This window comes from Variovorax sp. WS11 (assembly GCF_010499245.1).
Lineage (GTDB): Bacteria > Pseudomonadota > Gammaproteobacteria > Burkholderiales > Burkholderiaceae_C > Variovorax.
The window spans coordinates 1,011,663-1,037,202 of sequence record NZ_JAAGOW010000004.1 but is presented as its reverse complement, the minus strand read 5'-3'; the positions used below and the strand labels follow the sequence as shown (position 1 = coordinate 1,037,202).

The window sequence follows — 25,540 nt, the reverse complement described above, 5'->3', positions numbered from 1 at the left end:
GAACAACCCGGTTCCCCACGGATTTTCGACTATCGCGGCTCGGTGATCCGTATCGAGCTCACCGCCGTCGGCGATCAGCTCTCCGTTGGCGCCGCCGTGGTCACTGATGGCAAGCTCGTGGCCCGTGTGGCCTTGACCGCAGGCGATGGGAACGGCGACTGCCTCGTGGCCCTTATCGACAAGCTCGCCGACAAGGCGAAGGAACTGGTCGATCGCGCACAGGTCAGTGGCGAACCCGCAGCGTCTGGGGCCGCAGCGGGTCAACTGCTGGAGGCGACCTGCTGACCCGCTCCTGGTCGACGGAGGCGAATATCTCCACCCAGCCGTTGAAGACAGCCTCAGGGTTGCAGGTGCACGGCACCGCGGCGCCTGCGCAGGCGCAGCCCCCTTTGGTCGTGACCTCCGAGGGGCGATCCGTGTGGTTCTCGCACACCCAGCCCGACCAGGCGCAAATTGGGCAGCCCATGGCGGAGGGCGCGGCTACTTCTTACCGAGGTACTCGCGCACCTTGTCGGCTTGGTCGCCAACTTCGGCAACAGCTTTGCGCAGTTCTTCTTCGCTCACGCCCAGGCTCTTGCACCAGTCGCGGACCTCGTAGTCCTCGTTCACGTTGATGCGGGCGCGATCCTGGCCGCCCACTTTCGTCTTGTCGTCTGCCATTCGTCTCTCCGATTTGTGGTCCGACACGGGGCAATCTGCCGCCCCGAACGAGTAGGCGCTGTAGGTTTGTGTCGTCGATCTGTTGTCACGTCGGCCGACAATTTCAGCGTGCGTCCATCGCTACCTTAACCCCCGCACTCGGGAGACCCCCATGAAGCGGAGACAAAACGATTTGGCCGCCGGCCGCGCCTTCAGGCGCATGGCGCTGTTCCTGGCCATCCTGATCATTGGCGGGGTCACCGCGCTCTTTATCTGGGTGAAGGAGCCGCCAGGCACCACCAACCCGCCAGACGGCGGGCCAACGGCGGCAGGCGCTTCATCATCTGGTGGTCCGACGGCCAGGTAGTCGGTGCAGCGCGCCGTCCGCTCGACTTCTGCCAAGCCGACATCGCCAGGTAGGAAAACCCTACGGATGCCAGTCGGCGCCGCCGAGGGTGAGATGCCGGCAAGGCTTGCCCCCATGCTGGCCACCCTCGTCGACAGGCCGCCGCCGCGAGCTGAGGACTGGATTTAAGAGATCAAATTCGACGGCTACCGCATGCTGGCGCGGGTCGACGCCGCCGGCGCCGCGCGACTGATCAGCCGTAACGGACTGGACTGGAGCTCGAAGATGCCGCACCTGGTGCGGGCGCTGGAGGGCATGAAGCTGCGGCCTGGCTGGCTCGATGGCGAGGTCGTGATGCTCAACGACCGCGGCCTGACCGACTTCAACGCCCTGCAAAACGCCTTCGACAACTCGCACACCCAGCGGATCATCTACTTCCTCTTCGACGTGCCGTTCTATGACGGGTTCGACCTGCGCGGCGTGCCGTTGGTCGAGCGCCGGGCGCTGCTGCAGTCCATCCTGCGCAAGCCTCCGCCTCCGATTCGATTCAGCGAGGCCTTCGATGCACCGCCGCAGGACATCATTGCCTCGGCGTGCGAGCTCGGCCTCGAGGGAATCATCGGCAAGCGCAAGGCGAGCCGCTACCCGTCACGGCGGTCGCCAGACTGGATCAAGCTGAAGTGCAACCAGCGGCAGGAGTTCGTCATCGGCGGCTATACCGACCCCCAAGGTTCCCGAACGGGCTTCGGCGGTCTGCTGGTGGGCTACTACGACGACGCCGGCGCCCTGATCTACGCCGGCAAGGTCGGCACCGGCTTCAACGAGCAGATGTTGCGCGATTTGGTGAAGCGGATGCAGGCGCTGGGCACCGACAAACGACCGTTCAAAGACAAGACGGAGAACGACCGCCGCGCGCACTGGGTCGAGCCGAAGCTCGTGGCCGAGGTGGTTTTCACCGAGTGGACGGCGGACGGGTACATCCGGCACCCGTCATTCAAGGGCCTGCGCACGGACAAGCCACCACGGTCTATCAGAAGAGAAAAGAATACGGTCGCCGCCGTGTGAATTGCAAGGGTGGGCGTCTGAAACACAGGGTTCTGTGGCACATGATCTGATCTTTCGAGATCGTCAGAAGCACATCGGTGCCTTCATTCCACGTCGTCGGGGCGGAAGGTCAATCAGGCCTCGAGTGCTACGCCCAAGTGGGCTTGCCCAACCTTGTTCGGCTAGTAGGGAATCAGCCGTCGCACGAAACGTTGCAGTTTGAATCTGAGGATGTGCCGCTTCATTTGCTCTTTGCTCGCGACGGCCAAGAAGCAACGGCGACCGCTAGATTTGGAAAAGGAGGGGCAACCCAGGTAATGCGCCGTACCCAACCTGCGGCCGGTCAGGCCGCTCATCCGTAAGGCGGACGCCGGCCATAGGCGGAACTTTGTCGCCCCCATCCAGTTTTCCTGCCTGCAAGTTCCGAACAAGGGCAAAGGGACTCAACAGCAGTTCTTCCGATCGGCCAAATCCTTACCGCCAGTCCCCCCTAGACTCCGCCACCCCTTTTCTTTCTCCGTTGAACGGCGGAGGATGTGCGATCTTTTGCTGCACCGAGGTGAGGGAATGTCGAGGCAGTTGGGAAGCCCGAGGTTTTCGACCGTCGCCGCCGACGGCGATCCATGGCTGAGGCGGCCGCTCGAGGCGCGAGCTTTGTTCGTGTGGCGCAGCGCAGCTGTCGCCTTTGTGGTCCTGGTGCTGTATGTGTACTTCCGCTGGCTGCCCCAGTGGATGGATGGACGGCTGACCCAGGCGCTGGCCGCCCAGATGAAAGCGGGATCCGCGCTGCCTTATGTTGGCGCCGTTTGGGCCGCTGGCGTGATGGGGATGGTTTGCGTGTCGTCGTGGTGCGCGATCGCCTTCATCATCCTCTGGAAGCGCTCACGAGATCGTTTCGGAATTCTCTTGGTCGTCTGTTTTGTCTCGATCGGAGTGTTTAACTCGACCGACATCACAGCGTTTGTGGGGCAGCATGTACGAGATCCCACGGCGCCGCTGTCGTTTCTAGTGGTCCTTGCCGCCAACGCGCTGACGATCACGTGGATATTTGTGTTTCCAGATGGCAGGTTTGTGCCACGTTGGGCTGCATGGGCGGCCAGCGCCTGGGTTGCCTGGAACGTTCTGCGATTCCTTTTATACGTCATGGGTACGACGCCACCCTTGATGCTCATGAAAATGGTTGCGGTCTCGTTCGTCGTGATCAGCATGTGCACCTTGGTTGCTAGGTACTTCGCTGACTCGAGCGCAGTACAGCGCAATCAACTGAAATGGCTGCTGCTGTGCGGCTTGGTTGCCTTAATGACCTACCTTGCATTCTTTCTGGTCAAAGCCGCTCCCCTCGACAATGAAGGCTCTGGTTTCCTTGTCGCGGTCGCCTCTCAGGCGACGCATGCGGCCGTCATGGCGGCGGTCCCGGTGGCCATGTTCATCGCGATATTCCGCCAGGGCTTGCTGGATGTAGAGCGATGGATCAGTCGAACGCTCTTCTATTCGGCGCTGACGGTAGTAGTGCTGGCTGCATTCTTCATCTTGAGCGCTGTGGCATCAAGGCTGCTCAAGGACGCTGCCGGCCAGACCTCGGATCTGGTTCTGGTGATACTGGCTCTACCCATGGCGATGGCCTTCATGATTGTGCGCTCCAGACTTTCCAAGCTTCTGGACAGTCTGCTGAGCGAGCGGCGCATTCTGAGCGTGATGTTCATCGACATCGTCAACTCAACGGTGCTGGCCGTCGAGATGGGTGACGAGGGCTGGAGTGACAAGCTCGAGCGATTTCGTGCTGTCGTAAGGAGAGCCTTGGACAACTTTGGCGGCGTCGAGATCGACACCGCAGGCGACGGGTTTTTCGCCACCTTTGCGGGCCCGGCTGGCGCGATCCGATGCGCAGAATGCATCATCAACGAAGTCCAGGAACTGGAGATCTCGGTGCGGGCCGGCGTGCACACTGGTGAAGTCACTCGTCGCGGTGATAGCGCGGTCGGAGTGGCGGTGCACGTGGGTGCGCGGATCATGGGGCTGGCCGGCCCAAGTGAGCTACTGGTCTCCAGTGTCGTTCGCGACCTGGTGGCTGGCTCGCGTATTGGGTTGATCGACCGGGGAGATCACACGCTCAAGGGCTTGCCTGGGACGTTTCGGTTGTATGGGTTAACTCGCTGAGCCTGCCGCTCTGCGTTGTAGCGATGAACCCAGACGCCTCCGCTTCAACTGCTCATGGTTGTGTGAGATTGTCGATGGGGCGTTGCGTATGCCCTGGCTCTTGGGCGCGCAGTTGAACCTCGTACAGCCGCCTGGCCCGGATGCCTGGGTTCGGCCAAAGGACTAAACCGCTCTCGCGGTAGGCGCTCCGCGCCAAGCTGAGGTGTTGCATTTCCTGAGTTGCTGCCACCGTTGACGGCGAGGCAATCCCGCCTCGTTCTTCGACGGAGCACCAACCATGGACACGATCATCTCGGCGGTCAGCCCGCTGCGTCAACGCATGCTCGAGGACATGCGCATTCGCAAGCTGGAGCCTCGAACGCAGGAAGCCTACGTGCGCGCCGTGCGCAAACTCGCGGCGTTTCTTCATCGTCCACCCGACACGGCAACCGTGGAGGACCTGCGCAACTTCCAACTCCACCTGGTCGACTCGGGCACTTCACCCATCACGCTCAACGCCACGCTGACCGGCCTGCGGTTCTTCTTCGACATCACCGTCTTGAGCTGATGGCCAAGATGCAGCCGGTCAAGCTGCCGCGCACGCTGCCGGTGGTGCTCAGCCCGCTCGAGGTCGCACGCCTGATCGCCGCGGCGCGCAACGTGAAGCATCAGGCCGCACTGTCAGTGGCCTACGGCGCAGGCCTGCGCGCCAGCGAAGTCATCGGCCTGAAGGTCACCGACGTGGACAGTCAGCGCATGACGCTTCGGGTGGAGCAAGGCAAGGGCCGCAAGGACCGCTACGCCATGCTCAGCCCGGTGCTGCTGCAGCGCCTTCGCACGTGGTGGCGCATCGCCCACGCCCAAGGCCGCATGCTGCCTGGTGGTTGGCTGTTCCCGGGCATGAACCCGACGGACCCTCTCACCGCGCGCCAACTCAACCGCGCTGTACATGCTGCCGCCGAGGCGGCCGGCATCGACAAGCGCGTGTCCCCGCACACGCTTCGGCACTATCTACCCTTCCTGACTATGTCTCGTGAAGGACGCGCACGGACCGGTATGACGCGATTTCGGTGGTTGCGCCGCGCAACTGCCGCGCGCTTGCCCGACATAGTCCGGCGACCTATAGGCTGTTGAGGAACTCCATGAGCTGATCGCTGGGCCGATATCGACTCGGTCGCCCCTGAAGGGGTGTGGCTTTGGCCAGAGCCTGTTCCTTCATCGCGAGGGATGCGTCGAGATAGATCTGCGTGGTCTCCACGCTCTCATGCCCGAGCCAAAGGGCAATCACGGAGCGTCTCACGCCGGATTGCAGAAGGTCCATGGCCATGGTGTGCCTCAAGCGATGGACGGTAACGCGTTTCTGTCGCAGCGACGGACAGGCGCTCGATGCCGTCGATCGATGTTTGTTCAGCAGGTACTGCACACCATGAACGCTCAGGCGTTCGCCCTTGGCACTGGGAAACAGGACCTGCCCGTCGCCGCGCTGTCGCTCGCGCAACCAGGCGGTCAAGACGGCCTGCGTGGGCTTGGCCAGCGGCGTACAGCGCTCCTTGCGGCCCTTGCCGATTACGCGCAGGTGTGCCCCTGTTCCGAGGACAAGATCGTCGCGCGTGAGCGCGGTCATCTCGGACAGCCGCAAGCCGGTCTGTACCGCCACCAGCATGAAGGCGTGATCGCGCCGCCCGGACCATGTGTGCCGATCCGGAGCAAGCAGCAAGGCGTCGACCTCCGCACGGGTCAGGAACGGGACCAGGGTGCGCGTATGGCGCTTGCTGGGAATGGCCAGCACGCGCTGGATCTGTGCCGAGTGCGCCGGCGCCTCGAACGCCGCAAAGCGAAAGAAGGAATGGATCGCGGTGAGTCGCAGATTGCGGCTGCGAACACTGATGCCGCGCCGCTTCTCCAGGTCATCGAGGAACGCCACAATCAAGGGCGCATCGATCTCCTCGAAGTTCAGGCGTGACGGCGGCTTGTGCAGCCGCTTCTCCGCGAACTTCAAGAACTGGCGGAAGGTGTCGCGATAGGAAGTGATGGTGTGCGCACTGGCCTGGCGCTGCAGCATCAAGCGCTGTGTGAAGAAGCGCTCCAGCAGCGGGGCAAGGCTGGCGGGTTGGATCATGGCCGCCCCTCCCAGCAGTGTTCGAGGCGACGCATGGCCTCACGCATCAGTTCGGGGGACGCGTTCAGATACCACTGCGTATCGGCGACGTGGACATGCCCGAGATAGGCCGACAGCACCGGCAGAAGGCGCTCAGGGTCCTGGTCCCGTTGGTACCAGCGCACGAGCGTATTCGTCGCGAAGCGATGACGCATGTCATGCAGGCGTGGCCCGTGGCTGTCGGACAGGCCGCGCAGGCCGATCTGCCGCGACAGCGCATAGAAGGTCCGATGCACCTCCGCGCCATCTAGGCGATTGCCCCGGTTCGAGACAAATACATACGCCGACACCGGACGGTCGGCCCAGTGGTGGCTGCGCTTGGCCAGGTACTGCCTGAGCACTTGGCAGGTGGATGTGTGCAAAGGCACCAAGCGGTCCTTGCCAAGTTTGGCGCCGCGAATGGTCAGCACAGCGGAATGCAGGTCGACGTCTGGAAGCTTGAGGTTGAGCGCCTCGCTCAATCGCAGGCCCGTGACGCTCAGCAGTCCGAAGAGGCAGTGGAACAGCTGCGGTCTGATCGCGTCGCGCTTGTGACGGCAGGGCATGACCAGCGCCTCGCGCAGCAAGCGGCGAATCTCTTCGTCCGAATACAGATAAGGTCGAGCCCGCCGGGGTTGGAACGGCAGCAAGCCCGGCGGCGGAATCTGCGTGCGCGGATCAATCGCACTGCGGTAGCGGGCGAACCCGCGAACGAAGCTCAGTCGTTGCGCCCAATGGGCCGGCGTCGCATCTCTGGGCTGCTGCGCCCAGGCGAGAGCCAACTCTGAGGTGATGTAGGCCGCGTGGCGCTGGCGCATGAAGGCGGCGAAGTGGTGCAAACCCTTGCCGGCCTCCCTGAGCTTGAAGCCCAGATCGCGCCGCATCGTCAGATACTCTTGAATGGCTTGATGCAGGGTGTTCATGGCGCACTCCCCGGCCACGGCGGCGCCAGTTCGCGCAGCGCCTCGAGATCGACCTTCGTGTAGATCATTGTTGTCTGAAGATGGCGATGTCCCAAGAGGTCACCGATCTCGCCGAGCGAAGCGCCGCGGCGCAGCATCTCGGTGGCCAGTCCATGACGAAACTGATGCGCACCGAAGGTAGGGGCATCGACATCGCTGCGCTGCAGGCGATGCCGCACGATCGAGGTTATTGCACCGCCCCCTTGGAAGGCGCACGCCGGCGCTCGCACGCGCAGAAAGACGTACCGGCTGGCACTGTGCGGTCGGTCTCTCTTCAGATAAGCGGCGATTGCCTTACCGACGTCGGCAGGCAACGGCAGTTCGTTGCGATGGCCACTCTTGCCGTGCACGCTCAGCAGTCCCGCCTTCCAGTCGATGTCCTCGAGCTTCAAGGACGCCACTTCGCCGGAACGCAGTCCCAATCGCGCAAGCAGGAGCATGATGGCGTAGTCGCGACGCCCGGTCGCGGTGCGCCGATCGATGCTGGCCAGCAACTGACGCACTTGCTGCGGAGCGATCGCGCGCGGAATTGACGCCATCGACCAGTTGGGGACGACGGGCACAGCGGCCGCCAGATCCGCATCGACATCGCCGCAATATCGGACGTAACGCAGGAACGAGCGCAGCGCGGTGGTCATGAGCTTGGCGCACTTCCTGTGCAGCCTCGGCGCCTGGTGTCGAACAAAGCGCACGACGTCGGAGGCGCTCAAGCATGAGAGCTTGGCCGCCTTCGCGCCGAAGCGATACTTGAGGAAGTCGCGGGCGAACCGAACGTAGTAGACAATCGTCGCTGCGGCCAGGGCACGCTCCTCGCGCAGGTACACCTCATATGCGCGGACTCGGTGCTCCACCGAGAACGGCTCAGGCACCGCGAGTCTCTCCTCGGGAACAACCCCCTCTCGTCGCAGAAACTCCACCAAGTGCACGAGCGCCGCATGGTCACCACACCTCGGTTGCAGGCGTCGAGCGCGATACCTCAGGTATCGCGTCAGATGGTCGGTCGTGATGTCTTGCAGCGCCACCGGCTTCCGCCCGAGCCATTGGCTGAAGCACGCTCCGAGCAGCACATGGCGGTGAATCCACGCCACCGAATACCCCGTGGCACTCAACGAGTCTGCAAACATGACCAGATACGGCGCGATGGGCCCTTCCGGCACTCGCGACAGGACTACTTGGCTGTTGACGACGACCTTCATGGTGGACCCCTTTGCCCCACCGGGGCTGTGTTGAGGGGTCCCAGACTATGTCGAGCTTCTCGAGCGCAAGTCCGCGCAGCACAAGGCCGCCGGCCATGCACAAGACATAGTCAGGAAGGGTAGATAGTGCCTTAGAACATGTGGCGAGACCTGCTTGTTGCGGAGCGACGGGCAAACGAGGCTTGCGGTATCGGCGTGGCTTCGTAGGACGTACGCGACACCCCAACGACTGAAGGGTTCGCCGCGGGTGTTGACGAACACTTCTGGCGAGGCAACCTCGCCGCGCACGGCCAACCAAGCTCGCAATGCCGACGCGGTCGGCTTCCAAAGGGGCAAGGCTCGCTCGCGACGGCCCTTACCAAGCACGTGAATGCTCTTGCACTGCGCCGCGACGTCGGACATACGCAACCCCGTCAATTCCGAAACCCGCAGCCCGGCGCAGACCGTCAGATGGAGCAAGGCCCGATCGCGAATCCCTTCGCGGGTCGTCGGGTCCGGCGCATCGAGCAAGGCTTGGAGCTCCGTTTTTTCCAGGTGGGCGACCAGCCGGGTGTCGGTCTTCTTGTATGGGATCGCGAGGATGCGGCGGATCTGCTCGAGCGCGCCGGGTTCACGATGTTGCACAAAGCGGAAGAACGATCGGATCGCCGCCAGACGGATGTTGCGCGTTTGCGCCGAGTTGCGGCGTGCACTCTCGAGATGCTCGAGAAACGCGGCGATCAAAGGCGCGTCCAGCTGCTCCAACATCAGAGCCGATGGCATCGTTCTGAGCCTGCGGGCAGCGAACTCGAACAGCGACTGGAAGCTGTAGGCGTACGAATCGCAGGTATGCGCACTGGCGGCACGATGGCGAGCCAGGTGCTCGCGCAGAAAGGCCTCGATATGCGGCGCGAGGGAGTTCATGAGTGACCTCCGCCCAGATAGGCCTCGCCGGCTGCGGCGATGTCGGTCAACAGTTCCGGCGTCGATTCCAAGTACCAGTAGGTCGAGTCGATGCTGACGTGGCCGAGATAGGTGGTCAGCGCCAGCATGTGCTGTCCAATGCGTTGGCGGCCGGCAGGCGTTGACTGCAGTGCACGCAGGGCGAACGTGTGCCTGAGCTCATGGAGCCGTGGGCGATGCCCGCGCAATGGCGCTATACCCGCAGACTCAGCCAGCCTGCCGAAGACTCGGTACACGGTCCCATATTCGAGTGGCTGACCGTTGTCGTCGACGAACACGTGGTCCGTGGCGAGGTGTACGGTGCTACGCTGCGCCAGATACCGGCCGAGTCCCGCCACTGCGGTCTCATGCAGCGGCACCAACCGGATCTTCTGGAACTTGGTCTTGCGGATCAGCAGACCGTCCGGCGTCACGTCGCCGTAGCGCAGGTGCAAGGCCTCGGAGATCCGCAGACCGGTTGCGGCAAGCAGGCTGATCAGCGTCGCATAAGTCTGCGGCCGAAGGGCGTCACGTGCAGACAACTGCGTCGCAGCCAGGATCAGTCGATCGATCTCTGCGGCTGTGTAGATGCGAGGGACACGGCGGGTCTTCCTGTGGCCGAAGTGATTGGACGGTGGCAGGTCGTGTCGAGGGTCTTCCAGGCGCACGTGCTCCGCAAACTGGCGGACGGTCTGGTAGCGGGTCTGCCTTTGATCCGATGACGGTGCTCGGCTGGCCCAGTCGATCAGCGTTGCTGTGCGGATGTGTCGTTCCCGACGGGCGGCGGCGAACGCAGCAAAGCTACGCAGCAGGTACTGCGCGTTGCTCAAGACGAAGCCCGCACTGCGTCGCAAGGCCAAGTACCGGTCGATGGCGGCGATCATGGATGCGCCCCCGGCCAAGGCTGGGCGACGCCGCGAAGCAAGGCAACATCGACCTTTGCGTAGTAGGCGCTCATATCGATGCTGCGGTGGCGCAGGACCAAACCGATCTGGTCGAGAGGAACGCCACTGCGCAACATCTGCGTGGCCGCCGTGTGCCGCAGCAGATGGGCGCCCTTGACCGGGGCCTTCACGCCGGCACGCTGCAGGGCGTGCTTGACCACCGATGAAACGCCGTCGCCGTCGGCAAAAGGTGTGGACGGTGCCCGGCTGCGAAGGAACACGTGATCCGAATCGCCGCCGGCGGGGCGGCGCGCAAGATAGGCGAGCAGCGCGTCGCCGACTTCTTGGGGCAAGGGCAGCCCCACCTCATAGCGGCCCTTACCCGTCACCCGCAAGGTGCCGTTGCGCCAGTCGATGTCGCCGAGACGAAGTCGAGCCACATCGCCCGCGCGCAGGCCCAGCCGCGATAACAGCAACACGATCGCGCGGTCGCGCAGTCGCCCTCGCGTCGTCCCATCGCACGCCGCGATGACGCGCGCCAGTTCGTCTTGCGACAGACAGCGCGGCAACCGTGCCAACCGCCAGCTGGCCACGGCGGGAACAGCCAGCGCAAGGTCGTCACGTGACTCGCCCGCGAAGCTGACGTAGCGCAGGAACGCCCGCAGCGAGGTGATGAGCTTCTGCGTGGTTGGAGGCCCGCACCTGGCGGCACGGCCGAGCAGGAAGTCCCGTACTGACTGCGCAGTCCAGCTCGCGACATCGGCGCCGAGTTCGTGGATCAATTCGATGGCGCCGCGGCTGTACTGCCTCAGCGTCGGGTCGCTTGCCCCGCGATGCACACGCAGCCAATCCCTAAAGGCGGTCACCAGCGCCGGCTCTGCGAACTCAGCGTCTGCGATCACAGGGCACTTGCAGACTCCGAGTCGAACCAGGTGTCGGTGGAACAACTTCGCGCCGAAGCTCGCGTGGTACCCGGTCGCTCCGCCGTTCGATCGCGGACAGCGACAGCGAGCAAAGTGGCGGCCGAATGCCGCCAGCGTGCCAGCATCGACATCGGGCCAGGCGCCACCCTCAACATAGACGAACCAGCCCAGGTGAGCTGCCGACCTCAGGTAGCGAACCGCGCTCGCGTGAGCGTAGCCATCGCGTTCGAGCGAGTCTGCGAAGCCGTCGATGTACGGGGCACTCGGGCCGGCACGCAGGCGACGAAGCGTCTTGGGGGCGCAGAAGTAGCTGTCAAGCATCGAGATCTCCTGGGTTGGGTTGAGCCATGAATGGCTCGACGACCGTACCCGGGTGGTCTGAAGAAATGGTGAGCTGCGCGCGGCAAGCGCACGCTCGAGTCCAGGGCAACACCACGCCTTCGACTTCCTCGAACTCCCCGTATCGGGAGACTCTCCATAAGGCAGGTTCTGGAGAGCTCTCCAGAACCTGCCGCAACCGCCACTGCCCCAAGTGCCAGAGCGCCGCCGCGCAGCGTTGGCTCGACGCGCGCCAGGCCGATCTGCTGCCGGTGGAGTACTACCACGTGGTGTTCACGCTGCCGGCGCCCATCGCCGACATCGCGTACCAGAACAAGGCCGCCCTCTATGGGCTGCTGTTCGACCTGGCTGCCGAAGTGTTGATGACGATCGCCGCCGATCCGAAGCACCTGGGCGCCAGGATCGGCGCCACGCTGGTCCTGCACACCTGGGGCTCGGCGCTGACCCACCACCCGCATGTACACGGCATCGTTCCTGGTGGCGGGCTCGCGCCTGATGGGAAGGCCTGGGTGGCGTGCCGTCCGGGCTTCTTCCTGCCGGTGCGGGTGCTGTCGCGCTTGTTCCGGCGGCGCTTCCTGGAGGAACTGCTGCGGCGGCACGGCGGTGGCCAGCTGAAGTTCTTCGGCGAACATGCTCAGCTGGCCGACGCGCGGGCCTTCAAGGCCTGGCTTGCGCCGTTGCGCAAGGTCGAGTGGGTGGTCTACGCCAAGCGACCCTTCGCCGGCCCGCAGGCCGTGCTGGCTTACCTATCGCGCTACACCCACCGGGTGGCGATCTCCAACAGCCGGCTGCTTGCGCTGGACGAGCGCGGCGTGAGCTTCCGGTGGAAGGACTACCGCGCCAAGGGCAAGACGCGCTACAAGGCCATGACGCTGTCGCCCCAGGAGTTCATGCGCCGGTTCCTGCTGCATGTGTTGCCGGACGGCTTCCATCGAATCCGCCACTACGGCCTGCTGGCCAATGGCTCTCGCAAGGCGAGTCTGGCTGCCGCGCGCGAGTTCTTGATCACGGCGACCGTGCCGACCGCTGCGGCTCGCAGCGCCGACGGCAGCACCGAGACTCACGCAGTAGACCACCCCACCTTCATCTGTCGCACTGCGGCCACGCCATGGCCATCGTCCAGACCTTTACTCACAGTGCGGCGATCCGCGCACCTCCACCGTCATGATCGGTTGTGCATCCCACCCGCGCTCGGTGCCGATAAACGGTATGTGCTCATCGGCAGGGTCGGTGCGTGTCTGCAGCAGCCATCAGTTCAATGCAGCCGCTGTAGCGCGCCCCTGCATGCGCGACGCAGAACTGCGAAGGCTCGCTTCCAGCCAGGCTCGGCATGCGCGCATCACTCGCGCGACAACCCAAACCACCTCGCGTCTGCCCAAATCCCCATAACGTCGGCGCCCCGGACATCCGCTGTGGACTCGGTCCGCGGTTTCCTCCCTCGAGGCTTGTGAGACACCTGCCCTCCGGTCGTCGTCATCATCGCGCTGCGCCAGTCTCCGGGCAGGTATCTCACAACCCTAAACAACACCGGACGTTCAGGCCCTCGGCCCAAATGTGGTCGTAAGCGGCCGGTCGGCTTCAAGGCAGAATTCGCCGCAACCGGACGTTCAAACAGCAAACCCGCACGAATGAGCAATCCGCTATAGGGCGCGTGATGGACAAGAAGAAGGATCAGTTGGACCGCAGAATCAACGATTTTGCTACGCGCTCGTTTCGAGACATCGCGGATGGTGACTATATCGCCGCCAGGCTTGCCTATCGCGCGGAGCTCATGCCTCAGGCAATGTGGTCTGCACAACAGGCGCTAGAGAAATACCTGAAGTACATCCTTCTCGTGAATCGCATCCCAGCAGCAGATGTGCGCCATGACGTCAATGCTGCCTTGCGGCTCGTCGAGCAGCTGCCGTGGAAGCCAGTCCTCCGGCCGCAAAGCCGAAAGTTCCTCGAGCACATCGCCGCCTATGGCGAGTATCGCTACCTGGACGTGTCCTACTTCGTGGTTGGATACCCCATTCTTGAACTCGACATGACGGTATGGGACATCCGCAGGTATTGCCAAGTGCTTGATGTTTTCGGAAAGGCCTTGCCGCCGGTAGAGAAGCGGCTACTGGAAGAAGCTCATTCGATGTTGAGGGGAAGCAGGAAACGTCCACCGCATGAGTTCCGTCTTCATGGCGGGTACTTGGAGAAGGTCATCGCCAACCCGAAGCATCCGTCCAGGAGCGCGCTCCTTTGGCAAAACGCCTTCTTCGGCAACCGCCGGCGGCCGATCGTGAAGCTGCGACTCAATCTCAATGCCGCAAACTCGCCGCTGTATTTGTACCCGGACATGCTTGAAGAGCTGTTGAAGTACGTGTACATCCCCAAAGACCTACGTAACGCATACCGGGAGCACCTTAGGCAAATAGCTGCAGACCCATCGAAACGACCGTAGCCAAATTCGGACATTCCATGAACACTTGGTCAGGGCGTGGTCAGGGCATGTTAGAAGTCGCCGTGGTGGCTTGAGTCATGACGGCGGCCCACGCACCGTCGATGCGCTTCCAAACTTCCACTACCCATAGCCCGCCGCTGAAAAAGCGAGTGACTGCAAGGTCGCCTTGCTGTTCGTGTTGCTCGCGTTCGCGTGGGACGTGGGGCCGCTGCTTTTGCGTTTGAAGGTTGCCGATCCGTTCGGCCCGAGACATGAACTGGCCGTTCTGCTGGACAGTCGTGAAGTCGCTCGCGGTGTACTTACCCCACTGCGCCGAATCGACGGCATAGAAGGCTTCGTCTCGTGCACGCATAGCGGCTTGAAGGTCAGGAGGGAGCATGTTTGTGCCAGTCATGAGAGCACTGTAGCGCCCATGGCCGAGGTCTGCTGTGGGCCCCGCGCTCCCGGAAGTGCTTCGCCTGCAGTGGCCAAGAGCAGAAATTCGTCACGAGCCTTCAGTTTTTCTATCGCCCGGCTTCGAAGCCGCGCTAGCAATGGCTACAGTGCGGCTGACAGCGCTCACCAAGTCCTCCACTTGCTCCCTCGCCGTCTTCGAGTACGTGCCTTTGGACGCCGACATTTGCCGGGCGTGCCTCGGACTGCGCAGGGCAGAATGCTGGCAGGATGGGACACTGACACATGCAGAACAGCGACGGCCACGCCACCGTCACCCACAAGAGGAAAGAGGGATACGGATGAGGACATCTCGAGCCACTTCGGCCATGAAGATAGTACCGGCGGTGCTTTGCGTCCGGTTGAGTGCAGCGGTAGCGCTTTGCATAGGCCTAGCGGCCTGCGTCGCCCCACCGCGGCCAAATGTGCCATCGGCAAGTTCCGGGCAATTCGGGTCGTATGTCTGGCCGGCGTACGGAAAGACCATCGCTCGGTTTGATGGTCGTACCAACAGGGGCATCGACATCGCTGGGAACGTCGGAGACCCGGTTGTTGCGGCGGCCGCCGGACGGGTCGTCTATGCCGGCTCGGGTTTGAGGGGCTACGGCAACATGATCATCATCAAGCACGACGACACGTTCCTCACTGCGTATGCGCACAACAGCCGCCTACTCGTTCGTGAGCATGACGCGGTGCATGCCGGCCAACGGATCGCGGAAATGGGCAACTCAGACGCCGACACGACGAAACTGCACTTTGAGGTAAGGCGTGCCGGTATGGCAGTCGATCCGGAGCCATATCTCCAGATCGCAAAAGGGCGTCCCCCATCATCGCCGACTGCCCAGACTGACGAAGTCGCCAAACCGAAAGGGAAGGCGACCGGATCTGGTTTCGCCGTTACTGGGGCTCAAGTTGTCACCAACGCCCATGTCGTAGAGGGATGCAAGAAGATCGACGTGGCGGATCGTGGCTCCGCTCGCGTCAAAGCATTGGACGCGAAGAACGACCTGGCCTTGCTCGAAGTGGATGCGGTCATGGCACCCGCGGCCACCTTAAGCCAGACGCGACTGCGCCAGGGCGACGCAGTGACAGTCGTTGGTTTTCCGTTGCGTGGCCTGCTCGCCGCTGGGCCTCAGGTTACGGCGGGCAACGCAACTGCGCTCGCGGGTCTGGCCAACAACACGGCGATCATTCAGATCTCGGCGCCGGTACAACCCGGAAATAGTGGAGGCCCGGTCCTTGACTCGAGTGGGAACGTCATCGGGGTCGTGACGAGCAAGTTGAACGTCCTCAAGACTGCTGCCGTTACGGGTGACATCGCCCAGAATGTCAACTTTGCTGTGGCACCTTCGACGCTGCGCGGTTTTCTCGAGGCGAATGACGTTAGGTACAACGCTGCGCCATCGACCAAGAGCCTTGGAACCGCAGATGTCGCGGACATCGGCAAGAGGTTCACAGTGCTCGTGGAGTGCAAGACGGAATGAGGTGCCACCGAAGGCGACCATCGGCGCCAACTGGCATGCAATCCTTTAGCTTTGGAGATCAATGAGAGCCATGCGTCCTTTTATCCTCGGTGCTGCCGCACTCCTGACGGCGTGCGCTAGTACGTCAACGGTCAGGCCCGTTTCGGGAGCCAAGTTTGAGACCGTTTGTATAGAACGCAACGCTGACGTGTACGTGGAGGACTTGTTACCTGCGATTGAAGATGCCTTCAGGCGAAATGGCATTGCTACACGAGTGTTCGATACCTCTCCGGCACCCTGCCCATACCGCGTGACTTACGCTGCGTCGCGGCGATGGGACCTGAAGCCGTTTATGTCGGACGCAAGAATATCGCTCTATCACGACCGTGAACTCGTCGGCGAGGCCACTTACGCCTTGCCGTCTGGCGTGTTCGGCGGCGGTGGCATCAACCCGGACAAGTGGCGAGGGGCTTCCTTCAAAATCGACCCAATATTGGACAAGATGCTGGCAAGCCTGAAGTCCCCTGGCTAGGGCGTCTGTCGGCCAGAACCGGACCTTCAACCGACCGTCTCAATTGACCCTCGCATGGCACACGTCAAAGACATCGAGAGCCTGTACAACTTCATCGGTTACGTGGTGCTGACGGCCCCCGACCGCTTCCCACGCCGAGACTACCTTCGGGAAGACGAGCAGATGACCTTGGAGAAAGCGTTCGCGGAACTCCGCCGCGGAATCGACCTGGTCAAAGCGCAATCTCCCGACCTTCCAAACGCTGACAAACTGACGGGCGTCCTTGAGGACGCCTTGGCGCTGTACCGCGCAGGCGAGGAGACCCGTGGCGCCCATCGGCTCAACGACCTTGAAGCGATGATTTTCAAGGGCTGACCGCAGTCGGCCAGGAGCCGACATTCGCAACAGTCGGCTGCAGGCAAAGAGGCCGGCGGTCAAAGCGCCCCGCAGCCTCTCAACGTACGACCTCGTCGGCGCGCAACAAGAGTCTACTGGGCACCGCGACACCGACCGCAAGGGCAGTCTTCAGGTTAATCAGCAGTTCGAACGTTTGCGGCTGCTGGACTGGGAGGTCGGCGGGCTTGGCGCCCTTGAAGATCCGGTCGACGTAGCCGGCGGCGCGGCGCGCCAGCGCGGCGATGTCCGCCCCGTACGTCAGCAAGGCGCCACCGGCATGGTGGTAGCGCTCCACGCCGATGGTCGGCAGGCGTGCCTGCGTCGCTGCGGTCACCAGCTCGGCGCTCGAGTAGACATGCCAGGGCGCTGGGAGGATGAACAACGCGTCGGTGCGCGTGCGCCCTAGTGGCGGGATGACAGCCGCGATGTCCTCGACACGATTCAGCTCGACCCGCCGGATGCGGATGCCGAGCCGTGGCGCCAGCGCCTCGATCTGCGTCAGCTCGTTGCGGTTGACCACCCAGTCGGGCATCCACAGCACCGCGACCTCGCGGGCCTGCGGCAGCAACTCGCGCAGCAACTCGAACCGCTTGCCGTGCAGCTCGTCGTCGACGGCCGACATGCCGGTGAGGTTGCCCCCGGGGCGCGCCAACGACGGGACCAGGCCGCTCATGACCGGATCGCTCACCCCTGAGAACACGATCGGGATCGCGCTCGTCGCACGCTTCGCGGCCATCGCCGCGCCGGTGGTAAGACAGAAGAAGAGGTCGACGCCGTCCGCCACCAGTGCGGCGGCGTGCGCGTCGAGACCCTCCGGCTTGCCCCCGGTGTCCCGCCAGTCCATCACATAGTCGCGGCCCTCCTCGTAGCCCTGCTCCCGCATGCCGGCGAAAAAGGCATCGAAGACCGGCACGGCGCCGGAGCTTGGCCGCGGAAAAAACGAGATGTAGCCGATGCGCCGCGGGCGGTCGGCTGGCCAGACGCCAAGCGCGACGCCGGCGGCCGCACCGAGGACGATGAGCCGGCGTGCAACGACGGCCGGACGCGGATTCATGCGCTGAGACTACCTCCGAACCGCCCTCACCGCGAAGCGGGTGCGGGACGACGGAGCGCTCCGCTGGTCGGGGTGGTCTTCGCAGATCCAGCCGCTGCCTTAGCACAAGGGGCTGCTCGAACGCCAAGCCGTCGTCTCGCAGATGGGTGCTGGCTATGGTGTCGGCTTGCGGGCTGCCGGCATTAGCCCATTCGCCGGCCCCTTCCGGCAGGTTGCGCATCTCAAGCGAGCTGACTGTCGGGCTCCGCGCCAGGGAAGCGCTGCTGCGCCTTCTCGGGTGACAGGCGCGTTATGGAATGGGAGCATAGGGCGCATGAAGGTCGAGGAATGCCCGCTACCTTCGCCAATGACGCGGCCCTGAGCTGCTAACTAATGCTTCGTTGGCCTGCGGCCGCTTTGCGGAGTCGAACTAAGGTCGGCGTACGTCTGCTCCGGGCCCGATGCCGCGGCACCATCAGCCGCCCCATGCGGCCGGACCCGGCTCCGGACATTCACGGTAGCCTTTCACCATCTACCCTCCAAGAGTTTGAGGAGGCTCTTCGCAACTACTGGTTGGCCGAAGGTGGTTGCGATTGTGACTTCTTCGACGCAGGCGGAAGGCCGCCGGCCGCTGACCGCTGACCGCTGGCCCCTCGAGGGCCACAGATTTGGCTCGAAGAACGAAAGACTTCGTCCTCCCGCGACAAATGTCTCTTCGGTGCAGGCAAACCCTGAGGGCACCGCCATCGACGCTCATCGATGCTCTCTGAGCCCGCTACTGGGCGAGGAAAAACACATGAAGAGATTTCTGGTTGCGGTCGTTGTGCTGATGATGAGCGCTGGAGTTTGGGCCCACTCTGGCGGCACCGACCGGCAAGGTTGCCACGTCGACCACAAGAACGGAGGACGGCATTGCCACTAGTTGCGCTAGGTCACTAGGACCTGCGGTCTTCGATTGGCCGAGCTGGCCCGCCTACGCGCCCGCTTCGGGCCCACGAAGCTTCGACCCGCAAATGCCGCCGGCGCAGACTGGCGCTCCATTCCACTTCATGAGCGCATCATGGAAGCAGCAACCTCGGCCTGTGGCCGCGAGCCGTGGAACAAGGGTAAGCTGATCGGTCAGAAGGCCCCCTTCAGGCTCAAGGAAATTTGGGCCATCCGGGTGCGGCTGGAGCTGCAGGGCCGGATGCGCGACCTCGCGCTGTTCAATCGCGGCATCGACAGCAAGCTCAGAGCATGCGACCTGGTGCAACTACGGGTCCGCGATGTTTCCAACGGCGAGCGCGCGGCTGCCCGCGCCAAGGTGATGCAGCAGAAGACCGGGCAGCCTGTCCAGTTCGAGCTGACGGGGCCGACGCGCCTGGCCGTGGAGGCGTGGATTGCGGCGGCGCATCTGAAGGCGGGAGATTTCCTGTTCCCGAGCTGGCTTCATGACTCGCCGCACATCGGAACCCGGCAGTACGCTCGAATCGTTGACAGTTGGGTTGAGGAAATCGGACTCGACAGCTCAGCCTACGGCACCCACTCAATGCGAAGGACGAAGCCATCGTTGATTTACCGGCGTACGAAGAACCTGCGTGCGGTGCAGCTTCTCCTCGGCCACAGCAAGCTTGAAAGCACTGTTCGCTATTTGGGCATCGAGGTCGAGGACGCGCTGGAACTGGCGGAGCAAACGGATGCTTGACGGCCATTGGCGGCCCTGCACAATGCGTGGGGCCGCCGGCCGCGTCCGGCCAACAGCGGAAGTTCGTCACGGCCTCCCAGTTTTCCTCCAAACTGCTTCCAAACCGCACGCGAGCTGGCTTGTCGAGCGGTCTTCCTCTACCGTCTAAATCTGGAATAACCCGTCGCACCCACTAAAAAGTCGAGATTGACGCAATCCCCTTCTAGCAAGTAGAGTGCTGCGGCCACAGCACGCACTGCGGCGGAGGAAAACATGAAGAATCAAGAGTCCGCACACGGTGCGCTTCGTGCGCGCAACTCCAACATGCTTGCCTTGTGGGCTTACCGTATCGCGCTGGTCGTAGTCTCACAGCTTTTTCTTCTTTCAAGCGCGAGCGCAGCCTTCTTTTCGACCCAGCAATGGGTCACATATAGCTTCGCATTCCCTTTTCACATCGTTTGGGGCCCGGGGCCGATGCCCGACGCCAATGCGTGCATTGCAACCTACAACGCGTGGAATGCAGAGATTCAAGCTGGAAGCTTCTTTGTTGCCGGGGTCGAGTACGTCGGATTCAGCAATTCGGAGCCATGGATTTGCTACCACAACTCTATAAGACCAGATGGCAGCAAGCAACCAGGTAGCATGCAAGTTCGTGCGGGTGGAACTGCTTGCCCCGCAGGCAGCACACTCACTAGCACTTACTATTGCGACTGCAACGCCGGGTATGTCCAAGAGGGCAACGGATGCATCGTCCCTAAGTTCGATAGCGCGCTTTCATGCAGAGCTGACGGTCTTCAGAAGGGCCATCCAATCTTGCCCGCGACAGCTGAGAAATATCGAGCCGAGCTAGATTGGTCGGATCGTGGTGCTGCCGCACTGTCCTTCGAGCGCTATCACCGCAGCAGGTGGGTGACAGGCGCTGTAGGGCCGCAGGCCGGAATGGGGAAGTCTTGGTCACATAGCCATCATTTCAGCCTGTCAATCACTTCAAACAACATTGACGCAACGGCAGTCATTGCTTTCCCCGACGGGGATGCGCAGACCTTCACCAAGCCGTCCGGCTCCTCAGCATGGAGCACTAGCAATAGTGCCGATACGCTTACGGAGGCCGGCCCAAACTCGCTGGTCTACAAGCGCGCCAGCGATGATGTGACATTCAATTTCGATGGAGGTGGAAAGCTGCAAAGCAGGTCGGAACGCAATGGCTGGGCGACTGCCTATGCGTACGATGCCTCTGGCCGACTGGCCACCGTAACTAATCCATTTGGCCGCGGCTTGACCTTCGGATACAACGGCGGGGGGCAACTTATCAGTGTCACGACGCCGGGCGCCCGCACTATCGGCTACGGCTATGACACTCAGGCCCGTCTCGCCTCCGTCCAATACTCTGATGGAAAAAGCCGCGGCTTTGTCTACGAGAACGCGTCCTTTCCGCATGCTCTTACCGGCATCCTCGACGAGAGCGGAGTTCGATGGGGCACCTTTGCATACGACAGCATCGGGCGTGCCGTCTCGACCGAACTCAATGGTGGTCTCCAGCGCTATCAGGTCAGCTATGGGGTTCCCGGCACTGCGACCGTCACCGATCCATTGAGCACCAACCGAACGTATCAGTATGGGCACAATTCCGGCAGGATCGCGGTGACGTCGGGGACCCTGCCGTCCGGAGAAGGCGAACGCGATGCCAGGACGCGCATCCAGGACACAAACGGCCTGGTCACCAGCGAGACCGACTTCAAGAACGTTCGCTCGGATGTCGTCTGGGATGTCGCACGTCGTCTGCCGACCTCTGTGACCCGGGCGGCCGGCACCCCCGATTCCCAGACCATCACGACGCAATGGCACGCAAGCTTTGGACTTCCTGTGTCGATCACCGAGACGGGGCGGACCACAGCTCTCAGCTATGACGGACAGGGCAATCTCACGAGTAGGGCCGTCACCGACACGTCCAACTCACCCAATACAACGCGCACTTGGCAGTGGACCTATAACACCCAGGGCTTGGTGACAACGGAGGCCGCGCCCAACGGAACTGTCACAACCTTCGAGTACGACACATCCGGCAATCTGACAAAGTCGACCAATGCGCTGGGCCATGCCACGCTCTACGCCTACGACAGTGCCAACCGCTTGCTCACCCAGACCGAAGCCAATGGGCTTGCCAGCACCTACACCTGGGATGCGCGTGATCGAATGCTCACAACGACAGTTGGAGCCGGATCACCTGGCGCTCAAACCACTGCATTAACATATCTGCCGACCGGCTTGGTTGGCACGCTGACCTTGCCCAGCGGCCTGGTGCTGAGCTACACCTACGACGCGGCGCATCGGCCCACGGGTTGGAGCAACAACCGTGGCGAGACAGGCGCCTACACGCTCAATGCCATCGGCAATCGCACCGCCGAGCAGATCAAGGACAGTACGGCCGCCGTGGCCTGGACGGTTGCGCGCAGCATCAACAACATCAATCGAGTGACCTCGCTAACCGAGGGCCCTAATCAGACATACAGCTTCCTTTACGACGCTAACGGCGAACGAACCCGCGAAACTAACGGATTGAACCAGAGCACCAGCTACGGATTGGACAATCTCCGGCGTGTTAAGACCATCACCAACGCGGTCAATGTCGCCGCTTCGTTGAGCTACAACGCGCTCGACGCGGTGACCAGCGCCATCGATTTCAAGGGGGTCGCCACCAGTTACGGCCGCGATGCGCAAGGCAATGCGACAACTGAAAACAGTGCCGACACAGGATCTCGCGGCACACAGTTCTATGCCCAGGGCCTGCCCAGCCAGATTGTTGATGCGCTAGGCCAAGCCACCCAGATCCAGCGCGACGCTTTGGGCCGACCAATGCAGATGAGCTTCGCCGACGGCAAGACAACCACCCTGAGCTATGACAGTTCCCAGGCCGGCATGGGCTACCTGGCCAGCATCACCGATCGCTCCGGCACCACCAGCTACACGCGGGACGTGTTCGGGCGCGTCACGAGCAAATCTCAGCAGCTAGCGAGCGGCATCACGCAGCAGGTCGGCTATGCCTACGGCGCCGCGGGCCAGATCGCAGCGATCACCTACCCGAGTGGCGGCGTGCTTGGCTACCAATACGATTCGACCGGCCGGTTGGTGCAGGTGACATGGAACGGCCAGGTGCTAGTGAACAACATCCAGTGGAACCCGATGGGCCAGCCGACGGCCTGGACCTGGGCGTTCACGACCACCTCGCCGCCCCTGAGCGCCAGCCGCAGCTACGACACCGCGGGGCGCATGACCGCGACCGAGTTCAGCAGCTACGTTTACAACGCCGCCGGGCGAATCACTAGCCTGACGCAGAACCTCTACAAGCCTGCCGACACGGACCCTACGCACGATACGATCACCAGCGGGGACGTGACTTGGAGCGTCAGCTACGATAGCTTAGGGCGCATTACGGGGTTCTCCGTGCCGGGCGCAAGCCCAGCGAACAGTGCCACCTTCTCCTATGACTTGAACGGCAACCGCACTGCGAGCACGCGGAGTGTCAACGGGCAGTCCACCAATCGCAGCTATACGGTGATATCCGGCACCAACCGCCTGAATGGCTTCGGGCAGTCCGCCGGTGGAACGACCACCAACGGAGAGCATTTATCTGACGCCGTGCCGACGCTGATCGAGCGCGCTGGTGTTGCGGCGGCAGATAAACGTCGATGGACTGAACCGCCGCTCGGCGATGGCGTGCGGGGCTGTTGGGGAATGTAAGGTTCAGACGCGGTGACGGTAGTACGTGCGGGGTGTGGAGGGGTGAGCGTGGGTGCTCAGGCGGCGACTGGTGACGGCCGTTGGGCGGTCGAGGCGCAAGCGATGGGTCGTTCGCAGCATAGCGATGGTTCGGTCACACACGTCGGGACGATCCGCACCGCCGTCGCGATGTCGGTGGACAAGTTCTTGGACGGTGATGCGCCGGCCGGGTATCACGGCGGACCCCGGCATGCAACGGCTTGCGGTGCAGCGCAGCCGCGCTGTGGTGGCAACACCTGCACGGTACGCCAGTGCCCCAAGCGGCAGTGCGGGCAGCACGAGACTTCGATGCCCGTGACGCGCTGCAGGAACGTGGCGGCGTCCTCTCGAGCCTGGGCATTGGCCGCGGGCATCGACAGCGCCAAGCGGGCCTGCGCGAGCCGCTCGGCCTTGACGGCCGGGCTCAGCAACCCGTAGTGGCGGATGCGCTTGAACCCCGGCGGCAGCACATGCTGCAGGAAGCGAGCGATGAAGGTCGGCCCGTCGATGAGGACCGTTCGCTTGCCGCCATGATCGTCGGCGCGTACGCGCAGTCGCACCCCGTTGGCATCGATGCCGACGATGCGCTCGTTGGAGACTGCCACGCGGTGCGTGTAGCGCGACAGGTAGTCCAACACCGTCTCGGGGCCAGTGAGCGGCGTCTTGGCATACACCACCCAGTCGTGACGCTTGAGCTCGGCCAGCCGTGCCTGGCGCATCGCCGGCGTGTTGGCCGGATCGCGGGGCAACTCGCCGGCCTGACTCGCGCGGCGCAGCGCGTCGACGAACTTGCCTCTGAACACGCGTGACAGCGCATGCACCGGGAACAGGAACGTCGGGCTACGCTTGGGTGCACACCACAGGCCATCGCCGTCCAACCCACCGCAGGCCATCAGCGCGTGCACATGGATGTGGCGGCGCAGGTCCTGCGTCCAGGTATGCAGCACCAGGGTGAAGGCAGCTGTTGCACCGAGCCAGCGCGGGTTCGCGGCGAACTCGCTGAGCGTGGCCGCTGCGCATTGCATCAGCGTGCGGTACACCCAGCGCGCGTGGAACTGCGCCAGGGCGTTGAGGGCGTGCGGCAGCGTGAAGACCAGGTGGCAGTACGGTACCGGCAGCAACTCGGCAAGCTGGGCCTGGCGCCAGGCGTCGCGGGCGTCGTTCTGGCACTGCGGACAGTGCCGGTTGCGACACGAGTGGAACAGCCGCTGCTCCTGGCCGCACTGGTCACAGCGCTGCAACTGACCACCCAGCACCGGTGTGCGGCAAGCGACGATGGCGCGCCAGGCACGCGCCTGCGGCGTGCTCAGCGTGTGCTGGCGCAGATAGGCCGGCCCGAAGGTGTGCAGCACCTCGGCCAGGGTGGCGCTCATCGCGCAGCGGCTTCAGTGCAGCGGCGGTCGCGGTGGCGTCGGCGGTGACGACGGCGCCTCTGGCTCGACCTTGGGCAGATGGGCTAGCAGCGCCAGCGCGCTGTCGCCTGCGCTGTGGCCGGGGCGGGCCATGCGAAGGTAGCGGCTGGTGGTGCTGAGCTTGGCGTGGCCGAGCAACTGGCTGATGCTGTTGAGGTCCACGCCGGCTTCCAGCAGATGTGTGGCAAAGCAGTGGCGCAGCGTGTGGATGCCGCCGACCTTGGCGATGCCCGCAGCGTTGCGCGCGGCGTAGAAGTAGCGCCCGGCGCTACGGGTGTCCAGGTGCTGGGAGGGGTTCAGCCGCGCAGGGAACAACCAGTCCTCGGCCTGTGCAGTGCGTCTGCATTGCCGCCAGTACAGCCGCAACTGCTCGAGCAACTCCGGGCTGAGCAGGCTGTAGCGGTCGTGCCCTCCCTTGCCCGCGATGACGTGAATGCACATGCGGTCGGGCGAGGAGTCGATGTCGCAGCCGCGCAGTTGACACAGCTCGCTCACGCGCAGCCCGCTGGCGTAGGCCGTCATCAGAAGCGTGCGCGCCTTCATGGACATCGGCGCAGCCAGCACCGCTGCCACTTCGGCGCGAGACAACACGTCGGGCAGCCGCTGCGGGGTGTGACCCATGGGGATGCGCTGGCGTCGCTCGTTCTGGCCGAGCACCTCGCACACCAGAAACCGCACGGCGCTGGAAGCCTGATTGACGCTGCTGCGCGCCAGATGCCGCTCGCGCACCAGGTGCAGCAGATAGGCCTGGACCTCCTGGTCGGTGATCAGCTCCGGGGTTCGGCGGTAGTGACGGGCCATCTGCGCGACAGCCCTCAGGTAGGACTCTTGCGTGCGTGGCCTGAAGCCACGCAGCACCATCGCATCGATCATGCGTTGACGTAGTGGTGTCATCGTCGTCTCCGAGTTCCGG

At 63.3% G+C, this 25,540-nt stretch carries 22 protein-coding genes and 3 pseudogenes; 14 read left to right on the top strand and 11 right to left on the bottom strand.

The genetic code is table 11. From position 1 onward, the window contains the following. The first annotated feature begins 42 nt into the window (after window positions 1-42). Window positions 43-285, top strand: coding sequence for a hypothetical protein (locus GXN78_RS34350; RefSeq protein WP_164256155.1), 243 nt, complete (start codon window positions 43-45; stop codon window positions 283-285). Window positions 286-480: 195 nt separating this feature from the next. Here the strand turns inward: GXN78_RS34350 and GXN78_RS34345 are convergent, their stop codons facing one another. After that, complete coding sequence (locus GXN78_RS34345; protein ID WP_106560216.1) at window positions 481-660, bottom strand: DUF3606 domain-containing protein; 180 nt, start codon at window positions 658-660, stop codon at window positions 481-483. A gap of 151 nt (window positions 661-811) precedes the next feature. On the opposite strand from GXN78_RS34345, the gene GXN78_RS34340 reads away from it, so the two are divergent. The 4 genes and pseudogenes from GXN78_RS34340 to GXN78_RS34325 form a co-directional block, all read left to right on the top strand. Further along, window positions 812-1,006: a hypothetical protein gene (locus tag GXN78_RS34340; RefSeq protein ID WP_146163175.1), complete on the top strand. Its 195-nt coding sequence runs from the start codon at window positions 812-814 to the stop codon at window positions 1,004-1,006. Between the two features lie 192 nt (window positions 1,007-1,198). Beyond that, a complete protein-coding gene (ligD, locus tag GXN78_RS34335) occupies window positions 1,199-2,050 on the top strand; it encodes a non-homologous end-joining DNA ligase (RefSeq protein WP_239143006.1) in 852 nt (283 codons plus the stop codon). A 546-nt stretch (window positions 2,051-2,596) separates the two neighbouring features. Then, window positions 2,597-4,186, top strand: coding sequence for an adenylate/guanylate cyclase domain-containing protein (locus GXN78_RS34330; protein WP_164256154.1), 1,590 nt, complete (start codon window positions 2,597-2,599; stop codon window positions 4,184-4,186). Between the two features lie 277 nt (window positions 4,187-4,463). Continuing rightward, window positions 4,464-5,173 (top strand): annotated as a pseudogene (locus tag GXN78_RS34325) (site-specific integrase); the annotation flags it as partial. Between the two features lie 112 nt (window positions 5,174-5,285). On the opposite strand, the gene GXN78_RS34320 reads toward GXN78_RS34325, so the two are convergent. Genes GXN78_RS34320 through GXN78_RS34295 form a run of 6 tightly spaced genes read right to left on the bottom strand, consistent with a single transcriptional unit; the run spans window position 5,286 to window position 11,509 of the window. Further along, a complete protein-coding gene (locus tag GXN78_RS34320) occupies window positions 5,286-6,284 on the bottom strand; it encodes a site-specific integrase (RefSeq protein WP_106560219.1) in 999 nt (332 codons plus the stop codon). Next, entirely contained in the window at window positions 6,281-7,225 is a 945-nt protein-coding gene (locus tag GXN78_RS34315) for a tyrosine-type recombinase/integrase (RefSeq protein WP_106560220.1), read from the bottom strand. The genes GXN78_RS34320 and GXN78_RS34315 overlap by 4 nt, the downstream gene beginning before the upstream one ends. Beyond that, window positions 7,222-8,460, bottom strand: a complete 1,239-nt coding sequence (locus tag GXN78_RS34310) for a site-specific integrase (protein WP_106560221.1) — start codon at window positions 8,458-8,460, stop codon at window positions 7,222-7,224. The genes GXN78_RS34315 and GXN78_RS34310 overlap by 4 nt, the downstream gene beginning before the upstream one ends. 45 nt (window positions 8,461-8,505) lie before the next feature. Continuing rightward, entirely contained in the window at window positions 8,506-9,363 is an 858-nt protein-coding gene (locus tag GXN78_RS34305; RefSeq protein ID WP_106560222.1) for a tyrosine-type recombinase/integrase, read from the bottom strand. Then, complete coding sequence (locus GXN78_RS34300; RefSeq protein WP_106560223.1) at window positions 9,360-10,265, bottom strand: tyrosine-type recombinase/integrase; 906 nt, start codon at window positions 10,263-10,265, stop codon at window positions 9,360-9,362. Before GXN78_RS34300 ends, GXN78_RS34305 begins: the two co-directional genes overlap by 4 nt. After that, on the bottom strand, window positions 10,262-11,509 hold the full coding sequence (locus tag GXN78_RS34295) for a site-specific integrase (protein ID WP_106560224.1): 1,248 nt from the start codon (window positions 11,507-11,509) through the stop codon (window positions 10,262-10,264). The genes GXN78_RS34300 and GXN78_RS34295 overlap by 4 nt, the downstream gene beginning before the upstream one ends. Before the next feature lie 179 nt (window positions 11,510-11,688). Here GXN78_RS34295 and GXN78_RS34290 point away from each other — a divergent pair. Together GXN78_RS34290 and GXN78_RS34285 are read left to right on the top strand one after the other, a co-directional pair. Continuing rightward, window positions 11,689-12,513: pseudogene (locus tag GXN78_RS34290) on the top strand (IS91 family transposase); the annotation flags it as partial. A gap of 668 nt (window positions 12,514-13,181) precedes the next feature. Next, window positions 13,182-13,961, top strand: coding sequence for a HEPN domain-containing protein (locus GXN78_RS34285; RefSeq protein WP_106560225.1), 780 nt, complete (start codon window positions 13,182-13,184; stop codon window positions 13,959-13,961). Between the two features lie 40 nt (window positions 13,962-14,001). Here GXN78_RS34285 and GXN78_RS34280 read toward each other — a convergent pair whose 3' ends face one another. Next, window positions 14,002-14,340, bottom strand: a complete 339-nt coding sequence (locus GXN78_RS34280; protein ID WP_239143005.1) for a nuclear transport factor 2 family protein — start codon at window positions 14,338-14,340, stop codon at window positions 14,002-14,004. A 508-nt stretch (window positions 14,341-14,848) separates the two neighbouring features. On the opposite strand from GXN78_RS34280, the pseudogene GXN78_RS41690 reads away from it, so the two are divergent. The 4 genes and pseudogenes from GXN78_RS41690 to GXN78_RS34265 all read left to right on the top strand — a co-directional run. Then, window positions 14,849-15,196: pseudogene (locus tag GXN78_RS41690) on the top strand (peptidoglycan DD-metalloendopeptidase family protein); the annotation flags it as partial. After that, complete coding sequence (locus GXN78_RS41685) at window positions 15,170-15,877, top strand: serine protease (protein WP_239143066.1); 708 nt, start codon at window positions 15,170-15,172, stop codon at window positions 15,875-15,877. The pseudogene GXN78_RS41690 and the gene GXN78_RS41685, both read left to right, overlap by 27 nt. Before the next feature lie 61 nt (window positions 15,878-15,938). Further along, entirely contained in the window at window positions 15,939-16,388 is a 450-nt protein-coding gene (locus GXN78_RS34270; protein WP_164256147.1) for an Sbal_3080 family lipoprotein, read from the top strand. 54 nt (window positions 16,389-16,442) lie between these two features. Then, entirely contained in the window at window positions 16,443-16,742 is a 300-nt protein-coding gene (locus GXN78_RS34265; RefSeq protein ID WP_106560228.1) for a hypothetical protein, read from the top strand. 79 nt (window positions 16,743-16,821) lie between these two features. On the opposite strand, the gene GXN78_RS34260 is transcribed toward GXN78_RS34265, so the two are convergent. Next, entirely contained in the window at window positions 16,822-17,817 is a 996-nt protein-coding gene (locus tag GXN78_RS34260) for an ABC transporter substrate-binding protein (protein ID WP_106560229.1), read from the bottom strand. Window positions 17,818-18,625: 808 nt separating this feature from the next. On the opposite strand from GXN78_RS34260, the gene GXN78_RS34255 reads away from it, so the two are divergent. The 3 genes from GXN78_RS34255 (at window position 18,626) to GXN78_RS34245 (ending at window position 23,197) form a co-directional block, all read left to right on the top strand. Beyond that, window positions 18,626-18,718, top strand: coding sequence for a YHYH domain-containing protein (locus tag GXN78_RS34255; protein WP_239143065.1), 93 nt, complete (start codon window positions 18,626-18,628; stop codon window positions 18,716-18,718). Window positions 18,719-18,856: 138 nt separating this feature from the next. Continuing rightward, entirely contained in the window at window positions 18,857-19,480 is a 624-nt protein-coding gene (locus GXN78_RS34250) for a tyrosine-type recombinase/integrase (protein ID WP_106560231.1), read from the top strand. 252 nt (window positions 19,481-19,732) lie between these two features. Further along, entirely contained in the window at window positions 19,733-23,197 is a 3,465-nt protein-coding gene (locus GXN78_RS34245) for a DUF6531 domain-containing protein (RefSeq protein WP_106560232.1), read from the top strand. A 212-nt stretch (window positions 23,198-23,409) separates the two neighbouring features. Here the strand turns inward: GXN78_RS34245 and GXN78_RS34240 are convergent, their stop codons facing one another. Next, window positions 23,410-24,588 (bottom strand): IS91 family transposase, encoded by a 1,179-nt coding sequence (locus GXN78_RS34240; RefSeq protein WP_106561490.1) that lies wholly within the window; start codon window positions 24,586-24,588, stop codon window positions 23,410-23,412. Between the two features lie 12 nt (window positions 24,589-24,600). Next, a complete protein-coding gene (locus tag GXN78_RS34235) occupies window positions 24,601-25,521 on the bottom strand; it encodes a site-specific integrase (RefSeq protein ID WP_106561491.1) in 921 nt (306 codons plus the stop codon). Window positions 25,522-25,540: the final 19 nt, after the last annotated feature.